The sequence below is a fragment of the Martelella mediterranea DSM 17316 genome (assembly GCF_002043005.1).
In the GTDB taxonomy this organism is placed as follows: Bacteria; Pseudomonadota; Alphaproteobacteria; order Rhizobiales; family Rhizobiaceae; genus Martelella; species Martelella mediterranea.
In genome coordinates, this window is the sequence record NZ_CP020330.1 from 4,349,192 (window position 1) to 4,369,700 (window position 20,509).

Genomic DNA, 20,509 nt, shown 5'->3' on the forward strand with positions numbered 1-20,509 from the left:
ATGCCATTCAACGCGAACCGGGCCCGCCTTTCAGCGGGCCCGGCTCATCTTATTCAGCGGCGGTGTCGGCAATGAGGTCCTCGTCACCGCCGAGGAAACCGCCGGACTGGCGGCGCCACAGGTCGGCATAGATGCCGTGACCGTTGGCGAGTTCCTCGTGGGTGCCCACCTCGACGATCTCGCCCTTGTCGAGCACGACCAGACGGTCCATCTCGGTCAGTGTCGACAGCCGGTGGGCGATCGCGATCACGGTCTTGCCTTCCATCAGCCCGAACAGGCTTTCCTGGATGGCGGCCTCGACTTCCGAATCGAGCGCCGAGGTCGCCTCGTCCAGCACCAGGATCGGCGCGTCCTTCAGGAACACGCGCGCGATCGCGATACGCTGACGCTGGCCGCCGGACAGCTTGACGCCGCGTTCGCCGACATGCGCCTCGAGCCCGGTCCGGCCGTGCATGTCGCTCAATCCCTGGATGAACTCCCAGGCATTGGCGCGCTTGGCCGCCGCGATCACCTGCTCGTCGCTCGCGCCGGGGCGGCTATAGGCGATGTTGTCGCGGATCGAGCGGTGCAGCAGCGAGGTATCCTGCGTCACGACGCCGATATTCTCCCTGAGGCTGTCCTGCGCCACCTTCGACACATCCTGGCCATCGATGGTGATCCGCCCGCTCTCCAGATCGAAGAAGCGTAACAGCAGGTTCATCATCGTGGTCTTGCCCGCGCCGGAGCGGCCGACGAGACCGACCTTTTCGCCCGGCTTGATGGTCAGCGACAGACCTTCGATCACGCCGCCCTTCTTGCCGTAATGGAAGGAGATATCGTCATAGACGATCTCGCCTTTCTTGACGGTCAGGGCCGGAGCATTCTCGACATCGGTGAGTTCGTGCTTCTTGGTCATCATCGCCATGCCGTCATAGACGGTGCCGATGTTTTCAAAAAGCCCGGTCACTTCCCACATGATCCACTGCGACATGCCGCCGATGCGCATCACCAGACCGAGCGTCAGGGCGATGGCGCCGACGGTGATCGTGTCCTGCATCCAGAAATGGATGGCCAGCGCGGCGACCGAGAACAGGGCGATCGCGTTGTTGATATAGACGAGGATCTGGAACTGGGTCACTCGGCGCATCTGCCGGTAGACGGTATCCAGGAACCCGTCCATGCCTTCCTTCGAGAACTGCTCCTCGCGACCCGCATGGGAAAACAGCTTCACCGTTGCGATATTGGTGTAGCTGTCGACCACGCGGCCGGTCATCAGCGAACGCGCATCGGCCTGCTCCGCCGAGATCCTTCTGAGCCTGGGAATGAAGTACCACAGCAATATGCCGTAGATCACCAGCCACACCAGAAGCGGAATCACCAGACGCCCATCGGCCGCCGCGACGACGAAGATCATCGACCCGAAATAGCTCACCACATAGACGAACATGTCGAGCGTCTTCATCACCGTTTCGCGAACGGCAAGCGAGGTCTGCATCACCTTCTGCGATACCCGCCCGGCGAACTCGTTGGCATAGAAGTTCATCGAATGGCGCAGGACATAGCGGTGCATCTGCCAGCGGCCGATCATCGGCAGGTTGGGCATCAGCGCCTGATGGATCAGCAGCGACGAGAAGGCGGTCAGCAGCGGCAGCCCGACGAGCACCAGCGCGCCCATGAAGAACAGATGCCAGCCTTCATCCGCGAGGAAGGTCTCGCGGTCGGCCGTCGACAGCCAGTTGACGATGTCGCCGAGGAACTGGAACAGATAGACTTCCGCAAAGGCGACCGCGGCCGCAACAACCGACATCAGAATAAGCCAGGGCGCTGCCGGCTTGGAATAATGCCACAGGAAGGGGAACAACCCCTTGGGCGGCGTGTCGGGCACTTCCGTGGGATACGGATTCAGGCGGGTTTCAAACCAGCGAAACATGATCGGACTCCAATAGGTCTCCTCAAACCCAAAACGGCGGCACAAAGGCGCACAGACACGGGACGAGACGGAGACTGGAACAGCGGCCAAACGATAAGGGCCGCGACAGTTGGGATTGATTATCTAGGAATTATAAGAGGCGTGTGAAAGGTCACGCGAGCCGGCGTGGCGGGACGCGGAGCAACACGGTGCTGCTGACAATCATCATGCGGTCGCTCCTCTGCCGGCGTTGAAAACGGAGCCGCTTATACGCCCGCCGCCGAATTTTGACCAGCGTCAATCGACAATTACGTGGAGATTGCAAGACAGTGTTGCCGGTGGGCAACGGGGGTGATCAGTGCCATCAACGCTGGTTGTGTGTGGCGCGCGCCGCTTGAAAGTTGCGGCCAAATGTCCGAAACCGCGACATGAGAGCAGTTCCGCGGACGTCAGGCGTTTCCACCTGACTGCGAAACGCTCCAGGCCCCGCGCCGCGAGTTGGACAGGAAGACTGCCTATGCAAGGTTTCAAAGCCGGTTGGTATCGCAAGCTCGCGCTTATGACGCCCTACAAGCCATGGCACCATTGCCTGCGGATTTCGCTCGGCACCGGCCTGCCGCTGCTCGCTGGCGTTCTTTCCGGCGACATCGCGCCGTTTCTCTATGCCGCGCTCGGCGCGTTCCTGACCGAGGTCACGACCCGGCTCGGCCCCTATCGCGAGCGGTTCCGGATGATCGCGATTTCGACCGCGATCGGCGCCATCGGATGCCTGATCGGACCGGTGATTGCCGGTCACGGCCCGACGACCTTTCTCGTCCTGATGCTTGTCGGCCTCGCCTCCGGCATCATCAGCAGCTATGGCGCCGCGTTTTCGACTGGCGCACTGTACATGCTGGTGCTTGCCATCGTTCATGCCAGCACCGCGGGCAGCATGCCGGCATGGGCGGTCGGCGCCTGTTTCGTCGCGGGCGCCGCCCTGGTCACGGCCATGCTTGCCATTGACGCCCTTGCCGACCACGACAGGCCCGAACGCATATTGCGCGCAAACCTCATCCGCGCGCTGGCCCAATTGGCCCGCGCCAGGGACCGCGCCGCCGCCGAGACCGCCCGCCGCGCCGTGACCGACCAGACCAAGGCCGCCTATGACATGCTGATCGAGAAGCGCAGCCACGACGCCGGCCGCACGCGGGACATGGCACGCAGCGCCAACATGCTGTCGCTCGCCCATCAGCTGACCATGGCGATCATCGGCGCGCACCGCGACCCCAAGGCCCGGCAGGCGGCGGCCGACATGCTGGACGCCGTGGCAAACGCGCACGAGGCCAATGGTCGCCAGCCCTCTCTGGAAGGCGATGGCGAACTCGCCCGGCTGTGCCGCCAACTCTCCGATACGCTCTGGCGAACGAATACTGTCGAACGCGGCTCAGCCGATGCGACCCGCCGCCACGCGCCGCATCTCTCGCGCGCGGCGTTTCAGACCTGCCTCCGCAAGCTGATCGTCGGGCGCGAGGTCATCGACGCCGCGCTGCGGCTTGCGCTTTGCATCGGCATTGCGGAAATCGCCGGACGCTTCGTCTCCGGCGATCATGCCTATTGGGTGCCGATCACCGTCGCCATCATCATGAAACCCGATTTCGGATCGGTGTTCGTGCGCGCCGTCCACCGCAGCATCGGCACCGTCATCGGCGTGCTGATCGGGATGGCGCTGATCAAGCTGATCCCCGACCGGCTCGGGCTGGTCGCCGCCATCGCCGTGCTTGCCGCTCTCCAGCCATTGGCGGCACTGCGCAGCTATGCCGCGAAGGTGGTGTTGCTCACCCCCGTGGTCCTGCTCATGATCGAGATCGCGGTTCCCGCAGCCCCGTTTCACTATGGTCTCCAGCGGCTTGACGACACCCTGGTCGGCGCGGCGATCGTGCTCGTTTTCGGCTACCTGATCTGGCCTCGCTCCCAGGGCATCAGGATCGCGAGCGCCTTTGCGGCATCAAACCAGGCCGTCGCGGATTTTCTCGCCGCAGCCTCCGGCAGCGGCGCGGAAAGCGTTGGCAAAAACCTCGGAGAAAAGGAGTTTGCCGCCTATCGCAAGCTTTCCGACCTGCGCACCCAGCTTCAGAAACTGAGCGCCGAACCGCCGCCGGCAGGCCGCGAGGCCGCTTCGTGGTTTCCCGCCGTCGTTGGCGCGGAACGCCTCTGCGATGCGATTTCCGCCTATGCCGACGGATGCAAATGCGGCGAGCCGCCGCCGGATCCGGAACGGATCACCCCCGCCGAACAGGCGATGGCCGATCTGAGGGCTCATATGCCGCGACCAACGCGCACCGAGAAAACCGACCGGTTCACCGCCGTGGAAGCCGAAATCGACTGGCTTGCCGACTATCTGCGCAACCTGCCATCCGGGTGACCGCGACCCTTTCCGTCTCTCAGAGAGAGCCGTCCTTCATGTAGGATTGCGGCGGCACCCCGAAATGGCGGCGGAAGGCGGCAACGAAGGCGCTCACGCTTTGATAGCCGAGCCGCCCGGCGATCTCCGTGCTGCTTCTTCCGTGGCCGAGATCGTTGACCGCCTCCATCAGCCTGAGCCGGCTGCGCCATTCGGAAAAGCTGAACCCGGTCTCGCGGCGGAACAGACGCTCGAGCGTACGCACGCCCGCGCCCGAAGAGCGCGCCAGTTCCTCCAGATTGGCATGATCGTCCGGGCTTTCAAGCAGGCGGCCGGTGACGCGCTTGAGGCGCGGATCGCTGCCGGCGGGCAGGCTGAGGGGCGCGGACGGCAGTGTCGCCAGTTCATCGATGATGACCTCTGACAGCCGCGAAAGCCGCTCGTCCTTGTCGGCCGCCTCCTCCAGCGCCAGCGCGCGAAACTTGAGGATCAGATGCCGCATCAGCGCGGTCATGTGCAGAACCTCGCAGGCGCTCTTGCCGACGCGGGTCACGGAGGGGTCGATATAGATGAAACAGGCCGCGACATCGGTTTCCATCGCCACCGCATGCACGACCCCGCCCGGTATCCAGACGCAGTGGCTGGAGGGCGCGAGCCAGTGCGTGCCGCCGGAGCGCACCCGCAATATCCCCTCCTCCGCCCACAAAAGCTGGCCGCGCGGATGAGAATGCGATTCGCGGCCGACCTCGCCCGCCTTCCAGCGCCGCACCCGCGCCATGACGGGACGCTCGGGGTCGAGGACCGAACCCGGCGCCTCGTCCTCGAAGAAGATTGTCGGAAACGCGATATCGTTTGGCATCATGTAGCAGTTCCGCAGTTCTTTCCGATCTCATACACTGACCGAAAGAACAATCCAAAGGCTTATCGATGCCGACCTACAAGAAACTTATCGTCGCGGGCATCGCCATACTGGCGATCATATTCGCATTTTTTCCCGTCTCCTTCATGACCCCGGATCAGGCCCGCACCCTGGGCCTAGTGCTGGTGACGCTCAGCCTCTGGGCAACCGGCCTGGTGCCGCCCTATCTGGCCAGCCTGCTGTTCTTCGTCATCGCCCTGCTGTTGAAACTCGCGCCGCCGGAGGTGGTGTTTTCCGGGTTCCATTCCGCCGCGATGTGGCTGATATTCTCCGGGCTCCTGGTTGCCGCGGCCATTAAAAGCTCCGGCCTAAGCGAAAAGATCGGTTCCGCTCTGCTCGGACGCTTTTCCGGAAGCTATGTCTTTCTGATATCCGGCATATTCGCGATCTCGATCGTGCTGTCCTTCGTGATGCCCTCGTCGCTCGGGCGATTCTTCCTGCTCTGGCCGATTGCCGCAGCCCTTGCCGATGGCCTTGGCTTCGAGAAGGGAACGACCGGGCGAACCGCGATTGCCATCGCAGTCACCTTCGGCTGCCATATTCCCGGTTTCGCTCTGCTGCCTTCCAACGTACCCAATCTCGTTCTCGCCGGCGCTGCCCAGACGATCTATGGCATCGACCTTACCTATGCCTCCTACATGGCGCTGCACTTCCCGATCCTGGGGCTTTTGAAAAGCATCATCATGGTCGTGCTGATCGTCCGAATCTTTCCCGATACGCCGAGACCGAAGAGCGACGGCGGTAAGGCGGAGGTCGCCTCGCGTCCGCTTGGCTGGCGGCAATGGTATGTCGTCGTTATTCTCGTCACGACGCTCGCCTTCTGGATGACCGATACGTTACACGGCATCAATCCGGCCTGGGTCGGTATTGCCGCCTCGATCGCGCTGCTATGGCCTGGCGTGGGGCCGGTCGGGCCGGCCGAATTCGACAAGCATGTGAATTTCAGCGTATTGCTGTTCATGGGCGGTTTTCTGGCGCTTGGCGCCGTCGTCAATTTCACCGGTCTCGGGATCGTGATCGCCCATGGCATGGAACGCTTCCTGCCGCTCGAACCCGGCCAGGATTTTCTGAACTTCATGTCTTTGTCGCTGATCGCCTTCGTGGTCGGCATCATATCGATCCTGCCGGGCGTGCCCGCCGTCTTGACCCCGATGGCGGGCGAACTGGCGGAACTGACCGGCTTCAGCGTGATGGCGGTATTGATGACGCAGGTCATCGGCTTCTCGACCATCCTGTTTCCCTACCAGTCCGCCCCGTTGATGGTCGGCATGCAGGTCACCGAGCAGCCGGTGGCCAAGCTGATGAAGATCCTCCTGCCGCTGGCGGCGATCACCGCGCTGATCCTGGTTCCCCTCGACTTCCTGTGGTGGAGACTTCTTGGGGTCATCTGAGGCTTGAGGCACCCGGCATTCCGACATAGACAATGCCCATGACCCTGCGCATTGCCCTTTACCAGCCGGATATCGCCGGCAATACCGGCACGATCCTCAGGCTCGCCGCCTGCCTCGGCCTTGCCGTCGATATCATCGAGCCGGCGGGGTTCGCGCTGTCCGACCGGAACCTCAAGCGGGCGGGACTGGATTATATCGCGAGCGCCGTCCTGACCCGGCATGTCGACTGGGAGGCCTTCGAGGCCTTCCGGCGCGATAGCGGCCGGCGCCTTGTACTGGCCTCCACGAAGGCAAGTGTCGGCCATACCGAGTTCGCCTATCGGCCAGATGACATCCTGCTGTTCGGCGGCGAGAGCGCCGGCGTGCCCGATCATGTCCATAAGGCCGCCGACCATCGGGTGCGGATCCTGATGGCTGAGGGGCAGCGTTCGATCAATCTCGCGGTATCCGCGGGCATCGTCGCGGCCGAGGCGATGCGCCAGACGGGTGGTTTCGAGGGGCTTTCCTGACCGCGATCAGTCGGCGGAGGAGAGCCGCCGCATGGTGAATTCGATCCGGTCGTCGCCGGTCACGCGCCAGCTTTCAACTTCGGTCCAATAGGCCGCCTTGGGATAGCTCTGGAACCACTCGCGCGCCTTGGCGCGGGCATCCTCGCGGGCGAGGCAATAACGCTCGCGCACGAACCCGTCGCTCTTTTCCCGCGCCCGGTGTTCCCGGATGCGTTTTTTCAGCCCCGCCATTGAAGGCGGCTTTGGAACATTGGCCATCACGCTATCCTTCATTCTTCAAAGAAGATAAGGTTTTCATCTGATCTTTGCGAGTCAAATCAAAAGCCCGGGTCAACGGGCGTTTCAGTCTTGAGTGGAGTGCATCTATGGAACGGCCGCAATTGCCCGTGGGTCTGCCGGACGATATCGAAGACAAAAAAGCCGCCTCAAAGGCCTGGTTCGAAAGCCTCCGGGACACGATCTGCGCCGGCTTCGAGGCCCTGGAACGCGAGCTGACGGGCCCGATGAGCGATCTCGAACCCGGCCGTTTCGAGGTCAAGGACTGGACCCGCGAAAACGGCGAAGGCGGCGGCCGGATGTCGACCATGCATGGCCGCGTGTTCGAGAAGGCGGCGGTCCACACCTCCACCGTCGAGGGCGTTTTTTCGCCGGAGATGGCCGCCAACATGCCGGGCGTCGACGAGGAGACGCGCTATTGGGCGAGCGGCATCTCGCTGATCGCCCATCCCGTCAACCCGCATGTGCCGGCCGTGCACATGAACACCCGCATGATCGTCACCAAGAGCTGGTGGTTCGGCGGCGGCGCGGACCTGACGCCCGTGCTTTCCCGCCGGCGCAAGCAGGAAGACCCCGACAGCATGCTGTTTCACCGCGCCATGGAGATCGCCTGCAACCGCCATCAGGCCGTCATCGACTACAAGAAGCTGAAGACATGGTGCGACGAGTATTTCTACCTGCCGCACCGCAAGGAAGCGCGCGGCATTGGCGGGGTGTTCTTCGACTGGCAGCATTCGGCGGATGACAAGGGCGGGCTCGATGCCGATTTCGCTTTCGTTCAGGATATCGGCCGGGCGTTCAATCTGGTCTATCCGCGGATCGTGCGCTCCAACTTCAATCACGAATGGACGTCGGAGGATCGCGACGAGCAGCTGATCCGCCGCGGGCGCTATGTCGAGTTCAACCTGCTCTACGATCGCGGAACCGTTTTCGGCCTGAAAACCGGGGGCAATATCGAGGCAATCCTGTCCTCGCTGCCGCCTGTCACAAGATGGCCTTAATTCTAAATCGTTACAGTTAATTTTTTATCAAACTATCGCCTTGTTCACCTTGCATTCATAGGGTCGTTGCACCACGTCAGTATAAGACTTGATTGTAAACTTGTTCGGGAGGAGCTGAACAATGACGAAGAAAGTCGAAATCAAGGAATACAAGCATAAACAGGACGACCAGAAGCCGAAACCGCGCAAGGTTGCGGCCTCTGAGGAGAATGCGCGTACGGGCCATATCGCCCACCTGCATCGTCGGCCCTGCGAGGGTTCGGCCGTGTTTGAAACCTGGGCCCGGCACTAAGACAGGGAGCCGTGAATGACGGCTCCGATCGGGCCCGCCGCGACCCGCGGCGCTCAGCAAAGACCTCCCGGTCCTTGCCGGCTGGGAGGCCAACCACAAGGAGGAAGCCATGAAACGCTTTGATTGCGGTTCACTCGTACCCGGTTGCACCTTTCATGCCAGTGCGGACGAGGAGGCGGAAGTCGTCCGTCGCGCCGTCGAGCATATGAGGACAACCCATGGCGAGACCATTATTCGCGAGAATATGGTCGACAACATCAAGGCGCGCATCAAGGACGAGGAAAAGGTTTAGGCCTTATCCTTGCGAAGCGCGTCGAGCCGGGCGGCGAGCGCTGCCCGGTCAGCTTTGAAATCGCCTTCGATCCACCAGTCTTCCAGCTTTTTCAGATAGTCGCCGACCGCCGGCCCCGCCGGCACGCCGGCAGCGACGATATCGCCGCCCGAAAACGGCATTTGCGGCTTTTCCCATCTCTCCGCGAAATCGACCAGTTGCCCGAGCTTGCCGGCCTCGCCTGCCGCGTCGAGATCGCCTGCGGCGGCCTTGCCGCGCGCGCTCGCCAGCGCCAGTTTCAGCCTGATGAGAATGCCGTCCCTGCCATTGCGATAGAGCAGCTTGCGCAATGCCAGCGCCGTGGTTGCGCCGCTGATGGCGGGCGCCGTCGCGAAGGCGAGGAAGAGCGCACGCTCGGCATTGGAGAATTTCAGCCGGTCGGCGAGTTCAGTGACACGGACGTCATAGGGCGGAATGATCGCGGCAAGCCGCAGATAAGGGTCCGGCTGCCAGCCGAGCGCGGCTTCGCAATCGATCAGCGCGGGGATGGCATCGATCCCCCATTTCTCGCTTTCCGGCACGATGGCGGTCAAAATCCCGGTCTGACGCATCCATAGCAGCGCGCGCGAGGGATCGCGGGCGGTCAGCAGCTTCTTCGTCTCCGCCCACACCCGCTCGGCCGAAAGCGATGCGAGACCGTCGCGCGCGCGAGCCGAGGCGCGAAGGCCGTCCGCATCCGGCCTGCCGCCGCCATACCAGGCGAAGAACCGGAAAAACCGCAGAATCCGGAGATAATCCTCCCGGATCCGCGTTTCCGCCTCGCCGATGAACCGCACCGTCTTCGTCTCGATATCGGCAAGCCCGCCGACCGGGTCATGGATCTTGCCATCGGCATCGGCATAGAGCGCGTTGATGGTGAAGTCGCGTCGCGCGGCGTCCTCGGCCCAGTCGGTGCCGAAGCGCACCGTCGCGTGGCGGCCGAAGGTTTCGACATCGGCGCGCAGCGTGGTCGTCTCGAAGGGCTTGCCCTCGCAGACCACCGTGACAGTGCCATGATCGATCCCGGTCGGGATCGCCTTCATGCCGGCATCCTTCGCCCGGGCCATGACGGCGTCGGGCACAAGCGTCGTCGCAAGGTCGATATCACCGACAGGCTGATCCATCAGCGCATTGCGCACCGCGCCGCCGACAATGCGGGTTTCGCCGCCCTCGCCGTTCAGAATTCCAAGAACCGTCTTCAGCCGGTCGTCTTTGAACCAGTCCTGATTGCAGAGCTTGGTCAAGCGTAAAGCCTTTCGTAAATAGTCCTGACGATGCCGGCGGTTATGCCCCAGATTCGGTGATCGCCGAACTTGATTTCGTAGTACTGCCGCATCTGACCGCCCAACATCGCGGTGCCGCGGGCGTGGTTGGCGGGATCCATGATGAAGCCGAGCGGCACTTCGAACACCGCGTCGACCTCGTCCGGATTGATCTTCAGCGAAAAGCCGGGCCGCACCACCGACAGGATCGGCGTGATCCGGAAACCGCTGCCCGCAAGATAGTCCGGCAGCCGCGCCACCGGCTGGACGAAATTGCGAGCAATCCCGATTTCCTCCTCGGTTTCGCGCAGCGCCGCGTCCTCCGGGGACCGGTCCTCGGGATCGATCGAGCCGCCCGGAAAGGCGATCTGGCCGGAATGCTTGCGCAGCTTCGTGGTCCGCTGGGTGAAGATGACGCGCGCCTCGTCTCCATAGTCAACCACCGGCACCAGAACGGCGGCGGCCCGCATGTCGAGATCTTCGTAATAGGCGAAGAGGTCGGGATTGAGCTTGTGATCGCCATGATCGCGCCAGGCATGTTCCGGCGGCCGTCCGCGCTGGCTGAGCGCCCGTTCGCGAAAAGCGCCTGCGGCAAACGGTGTTTCCTTCACAGATTCATTCACAGACGTTTCTCCAGCGCCGCCATCTCCATGACCGGAAACGCCATCCCGCCGGATCGGATCGCAAACATGGCGCGGCCGTCGATGTCGATCTCCTCGCCAAGCGCCATCAGGTCATAGGTCAGCGCCCGCGAAAATAGCGCCTCAAGCCTACCGCGCACCAGCACATAGGGCCTCAGCCCGTCATCATCGTCATCGGCGGCAAAGCGCAGGGGATGATCGGGACCGGCCTCAACCACATCACCCATATTGGTGCGAATCACAAGCGTCCGGCTGTCGCCGTCCCCCTCGATGTCCCCCTCGACATCCATGCCGACGGCAATGAACGGCGCATCCTCCACCGTGATCCTGAGCTTTTCCACCGGCGTTACCAGATAGGTCTCGCCGTCCTCGTCCTTGCGCAAGACCGTTGAAAAAAGCTGGGCCATGGCCGCGCGGCCAATGGGGCTGCCCTGATAGAACCAGGTCCCGTCCGCCTTGATTTCCATGTCGATATCGCCGCAAAACGCCGGCTCCCAACGGTCCACAGGCGCGGCCTTGCGCAATTTGCCGCCATCAAGCTGGCGCGTAATGGCCGAAGCCAGCCCGCCGACATCGCCCGCCATATTGCCTTGCGTCATTTTTCCGTCTCACTTTCAGGGCCAGAATGCCCTCCTCTCGAAATAGTCATTTCAAACCGGCTTGTCAGCCGCCCGCAGGTGATTATCCTTTCCCGACAGGTAGCGTTCCAACTTTTCGCCGCCTGAGACCCGAACTGGCCATGGGCCGTGGAGACATGTAAATGGGCGCGATTGACACCGAGGAAACGCAGATCGTGGCGGAGGCCGAAAAGGCGCTCGCCGATATCAGGATCGTGCGTGAGGAAGTGTCGAAAGTCATCTACGGGCAGGAAAGCGTGGTCGAAAACGTTCTGCTCGCGATCCTTTCCGGCGGTCATGCGCTGCTGGTCGGCGTGCCGGGGCTTGCCAAGACCAAGCTTGTCGCAACGCTCGGCACCGTGCTCGGCCTTGACGGCAACCGCATCCAGTTCACGCCCGACCTGATGCCCTCCGATATTCTGGGCTCCGAAGTGCTGGAGGAGAGAGAGGCCGGCCGCCGCGCCTTCCGTTTCATCAAGGGCCCGGTGTTCGCGCAATTGCTGATGGCCGACGAAATCAACCGCGCCTCGCCGCGCACGCAATCGGCGCTGCTGCAGTCCATGCAGGAATATGCCGTCACCATCGCCGGCCAGCATTACGATCTGCCGCGCCCGTTCCACGTGCTCGCCACCCAGAACCCGCTGGAGCAGGAAGGCACCTATCCGCTGCCGGAAGCCCAGCTCGACCGGTTCCTGCTGCAGGTCAATGTCGATTATCCCGACATCGCATCCGAACGCCGCATCCTGCTGGAAACCACCGGTGCGGAAGAGGCAACCGCAAGCCCGGTGCTGAGCGCCGCGCGACTGATGGAAATCCAGACGCTGATCCGCAAGATGCCGGTCAGCGAAAGTGTGCTGGAGGCGATCCTTGCGCTGGTGCGCGCCGCGCGCCCCGGCGAGGGTCACGCCGATACCGACCGCGACGTCGCCTGGGGCCCCGGCCCGCGCGCCGGTCAATCGCTGATGCTGACGGCCCGCGCCCGCGCGCTTTACCAGGGCCGGCTTGCGCCGTCCGTCGATGATGTACGCGCCCTTGCCGGCCCCGTGCTGCAGCACCGCATGGCGCTGACCTTCGCAGCCCGCGCGGAAGGAAAGACCGTGACCGACGTCATCGCCGCAATCGCCCAGCGCGATTTCAACTGACAGGCTTGCCATTGGCTGCAATCGGACAAACGACACCGCCGACCGCCCGTAATTCGGCCCTTGCCGAAGGCCGGCGGCGCGCGGCCCTTTTGCCGGACTGCCTGATCGAGGCGCGCCGGATCGCCAACACGGTGATCACCGGCTGGCACGGCCGCAGGCGGCGGGGGCCGGGCGAGAATTTCTGGCAGTTCAGGCCCTATTCGCCGGGCGAATCGATGACGCGCATCGACTGGCGGCGTTCGGCGCGCGACGACCACACCTATGTCCGCGACATGGAATGGGAGGCGGCGCACACCGTCTGGCTTTACGCCGATCTCAGCCCGTCCATGCATTTCCGCTCCGAGCTTGCGCCCGTCTCCAAGGAACACCGCGCGCTGGTGATCCTGCTGGCGCTTGCCGAAACCCTGCTGCGCTCCGGCGAACGCGTCGGCTATCCCGGCCTGATGGAGCCGGTCTCCAACCGCAACGGCGCCGAAAAGCTTGCCCATGCGCTGGCGGCGGCATCCGACATGCCGGTTGAGCTGCCGCAGACCCGGATGATGCGCGGCCCGTCGGAACTGGTGATGATCGGCGATTTCCTGGATGCGCCGGATCAACTGTTTGCACAGATCATGCCGCTTTCGGAACGCGGCCTCAGGGCGCATCTCATCGAGGTGGCGGACCCGGCGGAGGAGAGTTTCCCCTATAGCGGCCGCACAGCTTTCACCGACCCCGAGACCGGAAGCGAACTGACGCTCGGCCGCGCTGAAAGCCTGAAGGACGCCTATCTCGCGGCATATCATGCCCGGCGTGAGGTGCTTGCCGATACCGCACGCCATGCCGGCTGGTCGTTCGCGACCCATCACACCGACCGCCCTGCTTCCGAGGCGCTGACCGCGATCCATACGCGCCTTGCCGGCCTCGGCAGAGGGGTGCGGTGATGGAATTCGCAAGCCCGCTCATCCTGGCCGCGCTGGTGGTTCTGCCGGCAATCTGGTGGCTGTTGAAGCTGACGCCGCCGCGTCCGCGCCGCGAGGTGTTCCCGCCGCTCGCGATCCTGCTCAGGCTTGCCAAACGCGACGAGACGCCGGCGAAAAGCCCGTGGTGGCTGACATTGCTGCGCATGGCGCTGGCCGCGCTGGTGATCCTCGCGATCGCCAATCCGGTGATCGACCCCGAACGCACCACGATCGCGACCGGCGGCCCGCTGGCGCTCCTGATCGACAATGGCTGGGCCAGCGCCGAGGACTGGAAGTCGCGCACCCGCGCGGCCGAAACGCTGATCGATGCCGCCGCCGATGCCGACCGGCCGATCATGATGGCGTTCACCGCCGAGACCGTGAATGATCCAACGCCGGTTTCGGCAACCGAGGCGCGCCAGCGCCTTGCCGCCGCAGAACCGCGCGCCGCGCGCCCCGACCGGCTGGCCGCAGCGACCACGCTGTCCGAGGCCTTCGGCGAAACCCCGCCCGCGACCGTCGCCTTCATCAGCGATGGCCTTGCCGAACCGGATGACGCGGCCGCTTTTTCCATGCTTTCCTCGGCCGAGGACAATATCGTGCTGAGCGCGCCGCGCGCCCTGCCCGCGGCCCTCACCGATGTCGACAACGACGCGACCGCGAGCCGCATCACCGCCAGCCGCGCGGAATCCGCTTCGCCGGCGGAAATGACGGTCAACGCCTACGACCTCCAGGGCCGGGTGATCGCCTCGGCTCCGCTGGTCTTCGAGGCCGGCGCCGGGGCCGCTTCCGCCGAAATCCGCGCGCCGTTCGAGGTCCGCAACGATTTCGCCCGGGTCGCGATCGATGGCGCGGCCAATGCCGGCGCGGTCCATCTGCTCGATGACGGCTTCAAGCGACGGCGGGTGGGGCTGATATCGGGCAGCCCGGCCAACGATGCCCAGCCGCTTCTCTCCGCCGCCTATTACCTGCAGCAGGCGCTCTCGCCTTATGCCGACCTGATTTCGAGCGATGCGGCAACGCTGCCCGAGGAGATCGCCGCGCTTACCGATCGCAACCCCTCGGTGCTGATCCTGAGCGATGTCGGCACCCTGCCCGAAGAGGCCCATGCCGCGCTCTCGCAATGGGTCGAGGCCGGCGGCACGCTGATACGCTTTGCCGGTCCGCGGCTTGCCGCCGCCTCGGGCGATGACACCCTTCTGCCGGTGCGGCTGCGCTCCGGCGCGCGCGCCTTCGGCGGCGCGATGAGCTGGAGCGAGCCGCAGCCGCTGGCGCCGTTTCCCCCCGAAAGCCCGTTCTACGGTCTGCCGGTTCCAGACGACATCACCGTCACCCGTCAGGTGCTGGCCGAACCCGCCCCTACCCTCGCGGATCACACCTGGGCAAGCCTTGCCGATGGCACCCCGCTGGTGACGGAGGGCGCGCTCGGCGAGGGCCGGATCGCGCTGTTTCATACCTCCGCCGATCCCAACTGGTCGAACCTGCCGATCTCCGGTTATTTCGTTGAGATGCTGCGTCGGATCGTAAACCTGTCGCGGGCGGGACAGGCCGAAGAAGGGGATGCGGTTTCGCTGCTTTCGCCCTATCGCCTGCTCGCCGCCAACGGCACGCTCACCAGCGGTGTGGCCGACGCTAAGCCGCTTGCCGTCCCCGGCGGGCCAACGGCGGCAACGGCGGAACACCCGCCCGGCCTCTACGGCTCGCCGGATGGCTTCACGGCGCTGAACCTGTTTGCGGCAGGCGATCAGCTTGCGCCGGTCGATATTTCGGGCTTCGGTGATGCGGTCAGAACCGTGACGATCGGCGATGCCCGCGCCTTCAGCCTGAAACCCTGGCTGCTGGCCGCCGCGATGGCGCTCCTGATCATCGACGGCATCATCATGCTGGCCATGAACGGGGCGTTCCGATCCCTGCGTCCGCGCCGTGCAGCAATGTCGGTTGCGATCGTCGCTGCCTGCGCCCTGGCGATCCCGCTTTATCTCGGCTCAGCGCCGCCGGTTCACGCCCAGATGGACGATGCGGCGATCGCCGATCTCTTGTACGAGACCCACCTCGCCTATGTCGTCACCGGCGAGGACGAGGTCGACCGCATCTCCGAACGCGGGCTGAAGGGCCTTTCCGACTACATCTCCTACCGCACGGCGCTGGAGCCCGGCGACCCCGTCGGCGTCGATCCGGCGAGCGAGGAGCTCGCCTTCTACCCGCTGATCTACTGGCCGATCTCGGCCACGGCGCCGATGCCCTCCGAAGAAGCGATTGCCGGGATCGAGGCCTATATGCGCAATGGCGGCACCGTGCTGTTTGATACCCGCGACCAGTATTCGCCGCTTGGCCAGAGCGCGGTGAGCGCCAACACCGAGCGGCTGCGCCAGATCCTCGACAATATCGACGTGCCGCCGCTGGAGCCCGTGCCGGAGGATCACGTACTGACGCGTTCGTTCTACCTGCTCTCCGATTTCCCCGGCCGCTATGACGGCTCGCCGCTCTGGGTCGAGGCCCGCGCGGGCGAGGATGCGGCCGGCAATATCGTCACCAGCGGCGGCGACGGGGTTTCGCCGATCCTGATCACCGGCAATGATTTCGCCGGCGCCTGGGCTACCAATCCCGATTCGACGCCGATGCTGCCGACCGTGCCGGAAAACCCGACGCAGCGCCAATATGCCTATCGCACCGGCGTCAACATCGTGATGTACATGCTGACCGGCAATTACAAGGCCGACCAGGTGCACGTCCCTGCCCTCCTGGAAAGGCTGGGGCAATAATGGCGCTGACCTTCGCACCGCTGCTGCCGCTCTGGGCGATCTATGCCGCGCTCGCCCTCGTGCTCGCGCTGATGGCCGCCGGCTACCTCACCCGCATGCGGGCGACCACGCTGCGCGCCGCCGCCGGCCTGTTGCTGGTGACGGCGCTTGCCAATCCGACCATCAGTCGCGAGGAACGCTCGGCGCTCACGACCATCGTGCCGATCGTGGTTGACCGCAGCCAGAGCCAGTTGACCGGCGAGCGCGAAGGCCAGACCGACGCGGCGCTTGCCGCCCTTCAGGCAAGGCTCGCCGACGATCCGATGATCGAGCCCCGTGTGGTGGATGTCGCCACCGCCGACGAGAACGGCCGCGCCGAAACCCGCGCCTTCGCCGCACTTTCGGAGGCCGTGCGCGATGTGCCGCCAAGCCGGCTGGGCGCCGCCTTCCTGATCACCGACGGCCAGATCCACGACCTGCCGGAGGATGCCGGCGGTCTTCCCGGCGCAATGCCGCTCAACGCGCTGGTGACCGGCACCGACAGCGAATATGACCGCCGCATCGAAATCAACGAAGCGCCGCGCTTCGGCCTCGTCGGCGACAGCCTGCCGGTGGAATTCACCGTGGTCGATGACGGACCGGTGGACGAGCACACAAACGGCCCGGCCAAGGTGACGGCCCGCATCAACGGCCAGGTGGCGGCCGAGATGCTGGTCGGCACCAACCTGCCGACGCGCTATGTCTTCGACATCGACAATGGCGGCGAGAACATTCTCGAACTCTCCGTCGCGCCGGTCGATGGCGAACTGACCACCATCAACAACCGCGCCGTCCAGATCGTCGAAGGCATCCGCGAGAACCTGCGCGTGCTGCTGGTCTCGGGCTCGCCGCATTCGGGCGAGCGCACCTGGCGCAACCTCCTGAAATCCGATGCCTCCGTCGATCTGGTGCATTTCACAATTCTGCGTCCGCCGGAAAAGCAGGACGGCACGCCGATCAACGAGCTTTCTCTGATCGCATTCCCGACGCGCGAACTGTTCGTCGACAAGATCGACGATTTCGACCTGATCATCTTCGACCGCTACCAGAATCGCGGCGTGCTGCCGCTGCTCTATTACGACAATATCGCGCAGTATGTGCTGAATGGCGGCGCGCTGCTGGTGGCCGCGGGACCGGAGATCGCGGGCCCCGAATCGATCGCCGACACGCCGCTTTCCGCCGTGCTGCCGGCGATACCGACCGGCGACCTTGCCGAGGGCGGCTACTACCCCGAAATCTCCGAGACCGGCGAGCGCCATCCCGTCACCCGCTACCTGCCCGGCAGCGGTTCCGAGCCGCCGGCATGGGGCCGCTGGTTCCGCTCGATCCCGGTCGGTCCCGCGCGCGGAGAAACCGTAATGACCGCCGCCGACGGCGCGCCGCTGCTGGTGCTATCCCGAGAGGGCGAAGGTCGCGTTGCCGAATTCCTCTCCGACCAGGGCTGGCTCTGGGCGCGCGGTTTCGAGGGCGGCGGCCCCTATGTTCCGCTCTACCGTCGCATCGCCCATTGGTTGATGAAGGAACCGGCGCTGGAGGAAGAAACGCTTTCGGCCGCTGTCGATGGCGAGACGCTGACAATCACCCGCCAGACGATGGAAGACGGCGCGCCGGACGCGACCGTGACCACGCCGTCGGGCCAGAGCATCACGGTCCTGCTCACCGAGACGGAGCCCGGTCTCTACCGGGGCGAAACCCGGGTCGATGAAATGGGGCTGTTCACCGTTGCGAATGGCGATCTTCAGCGCCTCGTCAATGTCGGCGATCCGGATGCGCCGGAGTTCAAGGGCATGATCTCGACCACCGCCACCCTCGCCCCGCTTTCAGCGGAAACCGGCGGGCTGACCCAGCGGATTGCCGACGGCATGCCGCCGATCCGCCTTGTCAACGGCCCGGTCCGGCCTGGAAACGACAGCTATATGCCAATTGTGGAAACCGCCGACACAAGGCTCGAAAGCATCCGCTCCCTGCCGCTCTTCAACGGCCTCCTCGGCCTCGCAGCCCTCCTCGCGCTGATCTCCGCCACATGGTGGCGCGAGGGGCGGAGCTGAGGACGGGCTTTGCCGCAAGTGAAACGCAAGCTTCGATAAGCGGCCTCGCAGCCCATAATCTCTCGCCTTGAGAGCACGAAAGTAGCATATGGTTTTCCGCATAGCCCCCAAGTCTTCTCGCCCCGGAGGGGAGAGATGTCGCGAAAGCGACAGTGAGGGGGGAGCCTATCACCGCGAGCACTCTCACAATTTGAAATGCCGCGCCACCCTCACTGCCCCTGTCGGGGCATCTCTCCCGCCAGCGGGAGAGAGTATTGGGAGCAAGCTGCTACGCCATATGCGGCAGCCCTGCCCTCAAGGGGGGAGATTGAGGCTGAGGCGGTTTCGCCAACGCGCCGGCCTCTCACAAAACGGAAAAGCCCTAACCGCGAAACCGCATCATGCCGATGAGCTTCGCTTCCACGCCTTCGACAAGCGGCGCGGCCAGAACGCGGCGGTAATCCACCGGTCCCGGCAATTGCAGCGTCGGCGGGACGATCGGCAGGAAGCCGAGCGGGCCGTAATAGGGCGGATCGCCAACCAGGATCACGACTTCCGACCCGGCATCGCGGGCGGCCTGAACTGCTATCTTGACGAGGTGACGGCCGATGCCGCGGTTCTTGTAGGAGGGTTTGACGGCGAGCGGTCCGAGCATGTGCCCTTCGGCCATACCCGCGAAAACCGGCGTCATCCGAACCGAGGCGATAACCTCGTCGCCATCGACGCAGACAAAAGAAAGCGCGGGATCATGAGGCCCCTGTTCGCGGATACGGGCGGCAGCCCGCACGAAACGGGCCGGGCCGAAGGCCTCGGCATTGATGTCTTCGATGGCAGCGTCGTGGGAGGCCTCTTCGGGGAGGTAACGCAATTCACTCGTCATTGATGTCTGAACCTGTCTGGAGAACGCATGATTTCGGGGCCGGAGGAGGTCCGGTCTGAAGTCTCAATCAGCGTCGTCGCAGGTCCCGCATGACATTTTCCATATTTGCGTTTCGTCGGCCACTAGCAGGAAACGCAGCGGTCGTCCAGACCGGCGACTGCGAAAACGACAGGGCCCGATGGCATGCAACACACTGTCAATGGTTTCAGGGGTGGCAAAGTAGCGGGCGCGCCGTATGTAAATGGGTAAGACGAATGAAAGGAGCAGGCCATGGGTATGCTGGTAGACGGCGTCTGGAAGGACGTCTGGTACGACACCGACAAGACGGGCGGCAAGTTCAAGCGCGAAAGCTCGAAATTCAGGAACTGGATCACCGCCGACGGCAGCGCCGGCCCCGAGGGCGAAGGCGGCTTTGCGGCCGAGAAGGGCCGCTATCACCTCTATGTCGCGCTGGCCTGTCCCTGGGCGCACCGCACGCTGATCTTCCGCAAGCTGAAGGGGCTCGAGGACTATATCGACGTCTCGATCGTCGACCCGCTGATGCTGGAAAACGGCTGGGAATTCAGGAACCGCGACGGCGGCACGGCCGACAAGGTCAACGGCGCCGATTATCTCTGGCAGGTCTATACCAAGGCCGATCCGAACTATTCGGGCCGCGTCACCGTGCCGGTCGTCTGGGACAAGAAGCGCGAGACCATTGTCTCCAACGAATCGGCGGAAATCATCCGCATGTTCAACAGCGCCTTCGACCATCTGACCGGCAATGACGTCGACTTTTACCCGGAGGATCTGCGCGAGGGGATCGAGGAGATCAACGCCGTGGTCTACGACACCGTCAACAACGGGGTCTACAAGGCGGGCTTCGCGACCACGCAGGAGGCATATTCGGAGAATGTGCTCAAGCTGTTCGAAACGCTCGACATGCTGGAAAAGCGCCTCTGCGAAAACCGCTATCTGATGGGCGACCGGCTGACCGAAGCCGACTGGCGGCTGTTCACCACGCTGGTGCGCTTCGATCCGGTCTATGTCGGCCACTTCAAGTGCAATCTGAGACGGATTGCCGACTATCCCAATCTATCGGGCTATCTCAGAGAACTTTATCAGGTGCCGGGCGTTAAGGAGACAGTCAATATCGACCACATCAAGCGCCACTATTACGGCTCGCACAAGACGATCAACCCGACGGGCATCGTGCCCGAAGGGCCGGCACTCGATCTCGACGCACCGCACGGGCGCAGCTGAAAAGGCGGCGCTTG

At 64.1% G+C, this 20,509-nt stretch carries 18 protein-coding genes; 11 read left to right on the forward strand and 7 right to left on the reverse strand.

The genetic code is table 11. From position 1 onward, the window contains the following. Window positions 1–49 precede the first annotated feature (49 nt). A complete protein-coding gene (locus Mame_RS20330) occupies window positions 50–1,909 on the reverse strand; it encodes an ABC transporter ATP-binding protein (RefSeq protein WP_018066753.1) in 1,860 nt (619 codons plus the stop codon). A 496-nt stretch (window positions 1,910–2,405) separates the two neighbouring features. On the opposite strand from Mame_RS20330, the gene Mame_RS20335 reads away from it, so the two are divergent. Beyond that, entirely contained in the window at window positions 2,406–4,289 is a 1,884-nt protein-coding gene (locus tag Mame_RS20335) for an FUSC family protein (RefSeq protein WP_018066754.1), read from the forward strand. 19 nt (window positions 4,290–4,308) lie between these two features. Here Mame_RS20335 and Mame_RS20340 read toward each other — a convergent pair whose 3' ends face one another. Then, on the reverse strand, window positions 4,309–5,130 hold the full coding sequence (locus Mame_RS20340; protein WP_018066755.1) for an AraC family transcriptional regulator: 822 nt from the start codon (window positions 5,128–5,130) through the stop codon (window positions 4,309–4,311). Window positions 5,131–5,195: 65 nt separating this feature from the next. On the opposite strand from Mame_RS20340, the gene Mame_RS20345 reads away from it, so the two are divergent. Both Mame_RS20345 and Mame_RS20350 read left to right on the forward strand, forming a co-directional pair. Then, entirely contained in the window at window positions 5,196–6,578 is a 1,383-nt protein-coding gene (locus tag Mame_RS20345; RefSeq protein WP_018066756.1) for an SLC13 family permease, read from the forward strand. 38 nt (window positions 6,579–6,616) lie between these two features. Continuing rightward, window positions 6,617–7,087, forward strand: a complete 471-nt coding sequence (locus Mame_RS20350; RefSeq protein WP_018066757.1) for a tRNA (cytidine(34)-2'-O)-methyltransferase — start codon at window positions 6,617–6,619, stop codon at window positions 7,085–7,087. Between the two features lie 6 nt (window positions 7,088–7,093). Here the strand turns inward: Mame_RS20350 and Mame_RS20355 are convergent, their stop codons facing one another. After that, the gene (locus Mame_RS20355) at window positions 7,094–7,345 is read right to left on the reverse strand and encodes a hypothetical protein (RefSeq protein ID WP_026173821.1); all 252 of its coding nucleotides are present in this window, start codon (window positions 7,343–7,345) and stop codon (window positions 7,094–7,096) included. A gap of 107 nt (window positions 7,346–7,452) precedes the next feature. On the opposite strand from Mame_RS20355, the gene hemF reads away from it, so the two are divergent. The 3 genes from hemF (at window position 7,453) to Mame_RS20365 (ending at window position 8,948) form a co-directional block, all read left to right on the forward strand. Continuing rightward, window positions 7,453–8,364, forward strand: coding sequence for an oxygen-dependent coproporphyrinogen oxidase (hemF, locus tag Mame_RS20360; protein WP_018066759.1), 912 nt, complete (start codon window positions 7,453–7,455; stop codon window positions 8,362–8,364). Window positions 8,365–8,485: 121 nt separating this feature from the next. After that, window positions 8,486–8,656, forward strand: coding sequence for a hypothetical protein (locus tag Mame_RS26790; protein ID WP_018066760.1), 171 nt, complete (start codon window positions 8,486–8,488; stop codon window positions 8,654–8,656). Window positions 8,657–8,765: 109 nt separating this feature from the next. Further along, window positions 8,766–8,948 (forward strand): DUF1059 domain-containing protein, encoded by a 183-nt coding sequence (locus Mame_RS20365; RefSeq protein ID WP_018066761.1) that lies wholly within the window; start codon window positions 8,766–8,768, stop codon window positions 8,946–8,948. On the opposite strand, the gene Mame_RS20370 is transcribed toward Mame_RS20365, so the two are convergent. From Mame_RS20370 to Mame_RS20380, 3 genes are read right to left on the reverse strand one after another with little or no spacing between them, the layout of a single operon-like run. Further along, complete coding sequence (locus tag Mame_RS20370; RefSeq protein WP_018066762.1) at window positions 8,945–10,210, reverse strand: CCA tRNA nucleotidyltransferase; 1,266 nt, start codon at window positions 10,208–10,210, stop codon at window positions 8,945–8,947. The two genes, Mame_RS20365 and Mame_RS20370, sit on opposite strands and share 4 nt — an antisense overlap. Continuing rightward, window positions 10,207–10,851, reverse strand: coding sequence for a CoA pyrophosphatase (locus Mame_RS20375; RefSeq protein ID WP_018066763.1), 645 nt, complete (start codon window positions 10,849–10,851; stop codon window positions 10,207–10,209). The genes Mame_RS20370 and Mame_RS20375 overlap by 4 nt, the downstream gene beginning before the upstream one ends. Further along, entirely contained in the window at window positions 10,848–11,468 is a 621-nt protein-coding gene (locus tag Mame_RS20380) for a DUF1285 domain-containing protein (RefSeq protein WP_018066764.1), read from the reverse strand. The genes Mame_RS20375 and Mame_RS20380 overlap by 4 nt, the downstream gene beginning before the upstream one ends. A 161-nt stretch (window positions 11,469–11,629) precedes the next feature. Here Mame_RS20380 and Mame_RS20385 point away from each other — a divergent pair, with 161 nt between their 5' ends. Genes Mame_RS20385 through Mame_RS20400 form a run of 4 tightly spaced genes read left to right on the forward strand, consistent with a single transcriptional unit; the run spans window position 11,630 to window position 18,394 of the window. After that, window positions 11,630–12,628 (forward strand): AAA family ATPase, encoded by a 999-nt coding sequence (locus Mame_RS20385; RefSeq protein ID WP_018066765.1) that lies wholly within the window; start codon window positions 11,630–11,632, stop codon window positions 12,626–12,628. An 11-nt stretch (window positions 12,629–12,639) separates the two neighbouring features. Then, window positions 12,640–13,548, forward strand: a complete 909-nt coding sequence (locus Mame_RS20390) for a DUF58 domain-containing protein (protein ID WP_018066766.1) — start codon at window positions 12,640–12,642, stop codon at window positions 13,546–13,548. Then, window positions 13,548–16,328, forward strand: a complete 2,781-nt coding sequence (locus tag Mame_RS20395; protein WP_018066767.1) for a DUF4159 domain-containing protein — start codon at window positions 13,548–13,550, stop codon at window positions 16,326–16,328. Before Mame_RS20390 ends, Mame_RS20395 begins: the two co-directional genes overlap by 1 nt. Continuing rightward, window positions 16,328–18,394, forward strand: a complete 2,067-nt coding sequence (locus Mame_RS20400; protein ID WP_018066768.1) for a hypothetical protein — start codon at window positions 16,328–16,330, stop codon at window positions 18,392–18,394. The genes Mame_RS20395 and Mame_RS20400 overlap by 1 nt, the downstream gene beginning before the upstream one ends. Window positions 18,395–18,755: 361 nt before the next feature. On the opposite strand, the gene Mame_RS20405 is transcribed toward Mame_RS20400, so the two are convergent. Continuing rightward, window positions 18,756–19,253, reverse strand: a complete 498-nt coding sequence (locus Mame_RS20405; protein WP_033410910.1) for a GNAT family N-acetyltransferase — start codon at window positions 19,251–19,253, stop codon at window positions 18,756–18,758. Window positions 19,254–19,523: 270 nt separating this feature from the next. Between Mame_RS20405 and Mame_RS20410 the strand changes: the two genes are divergently transcribed. Then, a complete protein-coding gene (locus tag Mame_RS20410; protein ID WP_018066770.1) occupies window positions 19,524–20,495 on the forward strand; it encodes a glutathione S-transferase family protein in 972 nt (323 codons plus the stop codon). Window positions 20,496–20,509: the final 14 nt, after the last annotated feature.

Coding starts and splice junctions, on each gene's coding strand:
- Mame_RS20330 (WP_018066753.1), bottom strand. CDS start 1,909: ATGTTTCGCTGGTTTGAAACCCGCCTGAATCCGTATCCCACGGAAGTG.
- Mame_RS20335 (WP_018066754.1), top strand. CDS start 2,406: ATGCAAGGTTTCAAAGCCGGTTGGTATCGCAAGCTCGCGCTTATGACG.
- Mame_RS20340 (WP_018066755.1), bottom strand. CDS start 5,130: ATGATGCCAAACGATATCGCGTTTCCGACAATCTTCTTCGAGGACGAG.
- Mame_RS20345 (WP_018066756.1), top strand. CDS start 5,196: ATGCCGACCTACAAGAAACTTATCGTCGCGGGCATCGCCATACTGGCG.
- Mame_RS20350 (WP_018066757.1), top strand. CDS start 6,617: ATGACCCTGCGCATTGCCCTTTACCAGCCGGATATCGCCGGCAATACC.
- Mame_RS20355 (WP_026173821.1), bottom strand. CDS start 7,345: ATGGCCAATGTTCCAAAGCCGCCTTCAATGGCGGGGCTGAAAAAACGC.
- hemF (WP_018066759.1), top strand. CDS start 7,453: ATGGAACGGCCGCAATTGCCCGTGGGTCTGCCGGACGATATCGAAGAC.
- Mame_RS26790 (WP_018066760.1), top strand. CDS start 8,486: ATGACGAAGAAAGTCGAAATCAAGGAATACAAGCATAAACAGGACGAC.
- Mame_RS20365 (WP_018066761.1), top strand. CDS start 8,766: ATGAAACGCTTTGATTGCGGTTCACTCGTACCCGGTTGCACCTTTCAT.
- Mame_RS20380 (WP_018066764.1), bottom strand. CDS start 11,468: ATGACGCAAGGCAATATGGCGGGCGATGTCGGCGGGCTGGCTTCGGCC.
- Mame_RS20385 (WP_018066765.1), top strand. CDS start 11,630: ATGGGCGCGATTGACACCGAGGAAACGCAGATCGTGGCGGAGGCCGAA.
- Mame_RS20395 (WP_018066767.1), top strand. CDS start 13,548: ATGGAATTCGCAAGCCCGCTCATCCTGGCCGCGCTGGTGGTTCTGCCG.
- Mame_RS20400 (WP_018066768.1), top strand. CDS start 16,328: ATGGCGCTGACCTTCGCACCGCTGCTGCCGCTCTGGGCGATCTATGCC.
- Mame_RS20405 (WP_033410910.1), bottom strand. CDS start 19,253: ATGACGAGTGAATTGCGTTACCTCCCCGAAGAGGCCTCCCACGACGCT.
- Mame_RS20410 (WP_018066770.1), top strand. CDS start 19,524: ATGGGTATGCTGGTAGACGGCGTCTGGAAGGACGTCTGGTACGACACC.